We start from the raw sequence: 2,678 nt of genomic DNA on the forward strand, positions 1-2,678 counted from the left end.
GTGGACATCGAAGAGGCCGGTGAAATGGCCGCAAGGCTTCCCGGTCCGGTCTTTGTCGTCAAATCGCAAATTCATGCCGGCGGCCGCGGTAAAGGTTCGTTCAAGGAACTGGGCGAAGGTGCAAAGGGCGGTGTCCGCCTTGCCCGTTCGGTTGCGGAAGTTCGCGAACATGCCGCTGAGATGCTTGGCAATACATTGGTGACGATCCAGACCGGCCCTTCAGGCAAGCAGGTCAACCGTCTCTATGTCGAGGACGGATCGCAGATCGAGAAGGAATTCTACCTCTCGCTTCTTGTCGACCGCGCAACCAGCCGCGTTTCGTTCGTTGTCTCCACAGAGGGCGGCATGGACATCGAAACCATCGCGCACGACACACCGGAAAAGATCCTGACCTTCTCGGTCGATCCCGCAACGGGCATCTTGCCCCATCATGGCCGCGCCGTGGCCAAGGCGCTGGAACTTGACGGCGATCTCGCCAAACAGGCGCATACACTCGTCGCAAAACTCTATACCGCGTTCACTGCCAAAGACATGGAGATGCTCGAGATCAATCCGCTGATCGTCTCGAACGACGGCCAGTTGAAATGTCTCGACGCCAAGGTCAGCTTCGACTCCAACGCCCTCGCCCGTCATCTCGACATTTTCGAAATGCGTGATGAGACCGAAGAGGACGCCAAGGAGATAGAAGCGTCGAAATACGACCTCTCCTACATCACGCTCGACGGCAGCATCGGCTGCATGGTCAACGGCGCCGGCCTTGCCATGGCGACCATGGACATCATCAAGTTCTACGGCGCGGAGCCGGCCAACTTTCTCGATGTCGGCGGCGGCGCCACTGCCGAGAAGGTTGCGGCGGCATTCAAGATCATCACCGCGGATCCGAATGTAAAAGGCATTCTCATCAACATCTTCGGCGGCATCATGCGCTGCGACGTGATCGCGGAAGGTGTGATCACGGCCGTCAAGGAAGTGGGGCTGACGGTACCGCTCGTTGTTCGCCTTGAAGGCACCAATGTGAATGAGGGCAAGACGATCATTGCAGCATCGGGGTTGAACGTCATCCCGGCTGACGATCTCGACGATGCCGCCCAGAAGATCGTCAATGCAGTCGGAGGCTTGAACTGATGTCGATACTGATCAACAAGAATACCCGTCTCCTCTGCCAGGGCTTCACCGGCAAGACGGGCACGTTCCACAGCGAACAGGCGATCAAATATGGCACCCGCGTGGTCGGCGGCACCTCCCCCGGCAAAGGCGGAACCTCACATCTCAGTCTGCCCGTMTTCGACACGGTGGCGGAGGCACGTGAAGCGACCGGAGCTGACGCCTCGGTTATTTACGTGCCGCCTTTCGGCGCGGCCGACGCTATCTGCGAGGCGATCCAGGCGGAAATTCCGCTGATCGTTTGCATTAGCGAAGGTATTCCGGTCCTCGACATGCAGCGTGTCAAACGTGCATTGAGCGGTTCGAAATCCCGACTGATCGGCCCCAACTGTCCCGGCATCATGACTGTTGATGAATGCAAGATCGGGATTATGCCAGGTTCCATCTTCCGCAAAGGATCCGTCGGCATCGTGTCGCGCTCGGGCACGCTGACCTATGAGGCAGTATTCCAGACCTCGCAGCAGGGCCTTGGCCAGACCACCGCGGTCGGCATCGGTGGCGATCCCATCAAAGGCACCGAGTTCATCGACGTGCTGGAAATGTTTCTCGCCGATCCGGCGACGGAGTCAATCGTGATGATCGGCGAAATCGGCGGTTCGGCTGAAGAAGAAGCCGCGCAATTCCTCGCCGACGAGGCAAGACGCGGACGTTCGAAGCCAACGGTCGGATTCATTGCGGGGCGGACAGCACCTCCGGGCCGGCGCATGGGCCATGCCGGAGCCATCATATCCGGCGGCAAAGGTGGCGCAGAAGATAAAATCAGCGCCATGGAAGCAGCTGGCATCCGGATCGCCTCTACGCCGGCGCGTCTTGGCACAACGCTGGTCGAGCTTCTGAATGAGCGCTCGGTATCTCCACGCCTGTCGGCAACCGGTTGATGGACCGAGCGCCGGATCAGATCGCCATGTCGCTTGAAGATCACTGCCGCGAAAGGCTTGCCGCCTTTCGCGCGCGGCTGACCGACGAACCGCGCTATAATCCTGTGGCACAGCTCTCCTTCGAACTGTCGCGTGATCTCGAAGCAGGCACGCTCAGCAGACAGGATTTGGCCGGCCTCATTCATACTCTCGGCAAGGCTAGCTTTCAGGCTCGCGCCCGTGCCCTCGCCGGTTATGTTGGCCCGCTCGATATGGATGAGAATCGCGAGCGTCTGACGTTCGCCATCGAATCCCTGCTCGGCGATGACGGCACATTCGAGAAGGATATTGCCGTCCTTCGTCGTTGTCAGCTTGGCTTGGTGTTTACAGCACATCCAACCTTTCTCCTGTCGCGCCGCCAGCGCAACATGCTCGCCCGCCTCGCCAATGGCGAAATCGTTGAAGACGATGAAACAGGTTTGGGTCCTGATCGTCCGATTACGCTGAATGATGAGCATGAAGCGGTGCTTATGGCGGTTGACAGAGCCAGCGATGCTATCGCCGAGTTTTCGAGATTGTCGATTGAGATCCTGCGTCGGCGCCATGGAGATAGGTGGCGAGAGGCGCAGATTGGTTTTGTCGGCGTTGGTACCTGGG

The 2,678-nt window shown here is 59.0% G+C and carries 2 protein-coding genes and 1 pseudogene; all 3 read left to right on the forward strand.

Features of this window, described 5'->3' with window-relative positions; genetic code table 11:
* On the forward strand, positions 1-1,125 hold a 1,125-nt coding region (gene sucC / locus ACXJ5O_RS23810; RefSeq protein ID WP_457302064.1), incomplete at its 5' end, for an ADP-forming succinate--CoA ligase subunit beta.
* Positions 1,125-2,042, forward strand: coding sequence for a succinate--CoA ligase subunit alpha (sucD, locus tag ACXJ5O_RS23815; RefSeq protein WP_457302065.1), 918 nt, complete (start codon positions 1,125-1,127; stop codon positions 2,040-2,042). The genes sucC and sucD, both read left to right, overlap by 1 nt.
* A pseudogene (locus ACXJ5O_RS23820) lies at positions 2,042-2,678 on the forward strand (hypothetical protein); the annotation flags it as partial. The gene sucD and the pseudogene ACXJ5O_RS23820, both read left to right, overlap by 1 nt.

Source organism: Phyllobacterium sp. P5_D12, assembly GCF_054049495.1.